This window comes from Baekduia sp., assembly GCF_035996765.1.
In the GTDB taxonomy this organism is placed as follows: Bacteria; Actinomycetota; Thermoleophilia; order Solirubrobacterales; family Solirubrobacteraceae; genus Baekduia.
In genome coordinates this window covers 1-3,894 of the sequence record NZ_DASYJG010000072.1, presented here as the reverse complement: position 1 = coordinate 3,894, position 3,894 = coordinate 1, and the positions used below count along the sequence as shown (strand labels likewise).

Genomic DNA, 3,894 nt, shown 5'->3' with positions numbered 1-3,894 from the left:
GGAGCGCGACGTCGGCCAGCTGCAGCGGCTGCTCGCGACGCCGCTGCCGCGGATCGCCCTTGTGCTCGGCAAGGCGGCGGGCGCGGCGACGCGCGCGCTCGTGCAGGCCGTCGTGCTGCTGGTCGTGATCGCGATCGCGGGGATCGGCCTGCGCTGGCGCGTGGTCGGCGTGGCGGGTGCGCTCGTGCTGCTCGCGCTCGGGACGGGCGTGTTCGCGTGCCTGTCGATGACGATCGCCTCGCTCGTGAAGGAGCGCGAGCGCTTCATGGGCATCGGCCAGCTCGTGATGATGCCGCTGTTCTTCGCGTCCAGTGCGCTCTACCCGCTGTCGGTGATGCCCGGCTGGCTGCACGTCGTGGCGAGCGTGAATCCGCTGACCTACGAGGTCGAGGGGCTGCGAGGCTTCCTGCTCGGCGGCGGCCACCCGTGGCTGGACCTGCTGATCACGCTCGGCTGGCTGATCGTCCTGGCCACCGCCGCGACGCGCGCATATCCCAAGGCGATTCTCTAGATCAGCGCGGGCTCACCGCTGCTAGCATCACCCGCCGTATGCCGACGACGTCCCAGTTGGTCCGCAAGGGCCGCAACCCGAAGACGAAGAAGCTGGCCACGCCGGGCCTGAAGTACGGCAAGGGTCGCAAGAAGAAGGTTGCCGCTCCGCAGCGCCGCGGCGTCTGCACGCGCGTGTACACCACCACGCCCAAGAAGCCGAACTCGGCTCTGCGCAAGGTGGCCCGCGTGCGTTTGACCAACTCGATGGAGGTCACGGTCTACATCCCCGGCGAGGGCCACAACCTGCAGGAGCACTCCGTCGTGCTCGTGCGCGGCGGCCGCGTCAAGGATCTCCCGGGCGTGCGCTACAAGGTCATCCGCGGCACGCTGGACGCCTCCGGTGTGACGGATCGCAAGAAGAGCCGTTCCATGTACGGCGTCAAGAAGAAGTAGAGGCCAGATGCCCCGTCGCTCCGCAGCAACCATCCGGCCGATCGAGCCGGATCCCGTCCACCGCTCCCGCCTGGTCACCCAGGTGGTCAACACGGTCATGCTCGACGGCAAGAAGAGCACCGCCGAGCGGATCGTGTACGACGCGCTGGCCATCATCGGCGAGAAGACCGGCAAGGACCCGATCGAGCAGCTCGAGGCGGCGCTCAAGGCGCTGACCCCAGCCCTCGAGGTCCGCTCCCGTCGCGTCGGCGGCGCCACCTACCAGGTGCCCGTCGAGGTCCCGCCGCGCCGCTCCCGCACGCTGGCCGTCCGCTGGCTCGTCGAGTTCGCCCGTCAGCGTCGCGAGAAGACGATGGCCCAGCGCCTCGCCAACGAGCTGATGGATGCCATCAACTCCCAGGGCGGCGCTTACAAGCGCAAGGACGACATCTACCGCATGGCGCAGGCCAACAAGGCCTTCGCGCACTACCGCTGGTAAGCGCTTCGGCTCACTCCGCTTCGGTTCGACGGCCGCCCACCGGGCGGCCGTCGGCGTTCTCGCCCCGCACACTGACCGGGCCGCCGAGGACGAGCAGCGCACTGCCCGACAGCAACAGCAACGCGCCGCCGAGGGTCTCGAGGTAGTAGCCGGTGCCGGGCCCCGCCGTCGCCTCGGTGTAGACCTCGCCGACCGAGCCGGTGTCGTGCACGTGCGAGCGGTCCCAGTGCACGGCGATGGCCAACGCCACGAGGCCGGTCAGTGCCAGCCCGGTCATCGCGATACGCGCGCCGCGCAGCGCTGCCGTCAGCAGCCAGAGGGCCAGCAGCGCGAGGACGATCAGCGCAGGGCCGTGGCGGTTCCAGCCGCTCTGCGCGGCGTCGTAATCGACCGCGCGGGTCGTGGTCTCGACGGTGATCTGGATGATCGTCGTGAAGGTCGCGACGATCAGCAGCAGGGCACCGGCCAGACCGGCCAGTGCCAGCGCGGCACGCAGGGCGCGAACGCCTGGTGAGGGCGACCGGCCGGTACCGAACCCTTTGCTATCATCGCGGCCTGTCCCGTGTTGAGCGCCGCTCACGTGCGCGCCTTTACCCCGGGACGCTCTCTGCGCCAGCATGGAGACCTCGAGCACATAGCGCGACGCCCGGGAAACATCCCTGACGTGCGCGCGGGCCCGAGGGGCCCGTTTTCTTTGCCCGCAGCCACCGCTTCCCCACCGCCTTCAGATATGCCACGCAAGTTCTCCCTCCAGAAGACCCGCAACATCGGGATCATGGCGCACATCGACGCCGGTAAGACGACGACGACCGAGCGCATCCTTTACTACACCGGTCGCACGTACAAGATCGGTGAGGTCCACGAGGGCGCGGCCACGATGGACTGGATGGAGCAGGAGCAGGAGCGCGGCATCACGATCACGTCCGCTGCGACGACGTGCACGTGGGACGAGCACCGCATCAACATCATCGACACGCCCGGCCACGTGGACTTCACGGTCGAGGTTGAGCGCTCGCTGCGCGTCCTCGACGGCGCCATCGCCGTGTTCGACTCGGTCGCCGGCGTCGAGCCGCAGTCAGAGACCGTCTGGCGCCAGGCCGACAAGTACCACGTCCCCCGCATCGCGTTCATCAACAAGATGGACCGCATCGGCGCGGACTTCGACCGCTCGGTCGAGACCATGATCGATCGCCTGGGCGCCAACGCCGTGCCGGTCCAACTGCCGATCGGCGCCGAGGCCGACCTGGTCGGGATCATCGACCTGATCGCGATGAAGGCCATCATCTACAACGATGACCTCGGCAAGGACTTCGACGTCATCGAGATCCCCGAGGAGCATCAGCTTCGCGCGGAAGAGGCGCGCGAGACGCTCATCGACGCCGTCGGCACCTTCGACGACGACCTGGCCGAGGCCTACCTCGAGCACGGCGACGTCGAGATCGGCCAGCTCAAGGCCGCGATCCGCAAGGCCGTCCTCGAGCTCGGCATCACCCCGGTCTTCTGTGGCTCGGCTTTCAAGAACAAGGGCGTGCAGCCCCTGCTCGACGCCGTTGTCGACTACCTGCCGTCCCCGCTGGACGTGCCGCCGGTCGAGGGCATCGTCGAGGCGCGCAACGGCGACATCACCGAGGAGGTGCGCAACGCCTCCGACGAGGAGCCGTTCGCCGCGCTGGCCTTCAAGATCGCCGCCGACCCGTTCGTCGGCAAGCTCACCTACTTCCGCGTGTACTCCGGCCGCCTGTCGGCGGGTTCGCGCATCCTCAACGTCTCCTCGGGCAAGACCGAGCGCGTCGGCCGCATCCTGATGATGCACGCCAACGACCGCGAGGAGCTCGAGGAGGTCTACGCCGGCGACATCGCCGCGGCGGTCGGCATCAAGCAGATCGTCACGGGCGACACGCTGTGTGCCCCGGACGCTCCGATCAAGTTGGAGAACATCGTCTTCCCCGAGCCGGTCATCAAGGTGGCCGTCGAGCCCAAGACGAAGTCCGACCAGGAGAAGATGTCGGTCGCCCTGGGCCGCTTGGCCGAGGAGGACCCGACGTTCCAGGTCCAGACCAACGAGGAGACCGGCCAGATCGAGATCTCCGGCATGGGCGAGTTGCACCTCGAGGTGCTGGTCGACCGGATGCGCCGCGAGTTCAACGTCGAGGCCAACGTCGGCAAGCCGCAGGTGGCCTACCGCGAGACCATCCGCCGGGTCGTCGAGCGCGAGGACCTCACCTACAAGAAGCAGACCGGTGGTTCAGGTCAGTTCGCGAAGGTCCAGGTGGCCATCGCGCCGCTGGAGATGACCCCGGACGGCCCGAGCTACGAGTTCGAGAACAAGGTGACCGGTGGTCGCATCCCGCGGGAGTACATCCCCTCGGTCGACGCCGGAATCCAGGATGCACTCCAGGTCGGTGTCCTTGCCGGCTACCCGATGGTGGGGGTCAAGGCGAGCCTGCTCGACGGCGCAGCGCACGATGTCG

The 3,894-nt window shown here is 68.3% G+C and carries 5 protein-coding genes; 4 read left to right on the top strand and 1 reads right to left on the bottom strand.

The features are described 5' to 3' along the window. From VGO10_RS16035 to rpsG, 3 genes are all read left to right on the top strand, one after another. The coding region (locus VGO10_RS16035; RefSeq protein WP_327470148.1) for an ABC transporter permease at positions 1-511 on the top strand (511 nt) is incomplete at its 5' end. Positions 512-549: 38 nt separating this feature from the next. Beyond that, the gene (rpsL, locus tag VGO10_RS16030; protein ID WP_327470146.1) at positions 550-945 is read left to right on the top strand and encodes a 30S ribosomal protein S12; all 396 of its coding nucleotides are present in this window, start codon (positions 550-552) and stop codon (positions 943-945) included. Positions 946-952: 7 nt separating this feature from the next. After that, positions 953-1,423 (top strand): 30S ribosomal protein S7, encoded by a 471-nt coding sequence (gene rpsG, locus VGO10_RS16025; protein WP_327470144.1) that lies wholly within the window; start codon positions 953-955, stop codon positions 1,421-1,423. A gap of 10 nt (positions 1,424-1,433) precedes the next feature. Here the strand turns inward: rpsG and VGO10_RS16020 are convergent, their stop codons facing one another. Then, complete coding sequence (locus VGO10_RS16020; RefSeq protein WP_327470142.1) at positions 1,434-2,057, bottom strand: hypothetical protein; 624 nt, start codon at positions 2,055-2,057, stop codon at positions 1,434-1,436. A 96-nt stretch (positions 2,058-2,153) separates the two neighbouring features. Here VGO10_RS16020 and fusA point away from each other — a divergent pair. Then, on the top strand, positions 2,154-3,894 hold a 1,741-nt coding region (gene fusA, locus VGO10_RS16015), incomplete at its 3' end, for an elongation factor G (protein WP_349258954.1).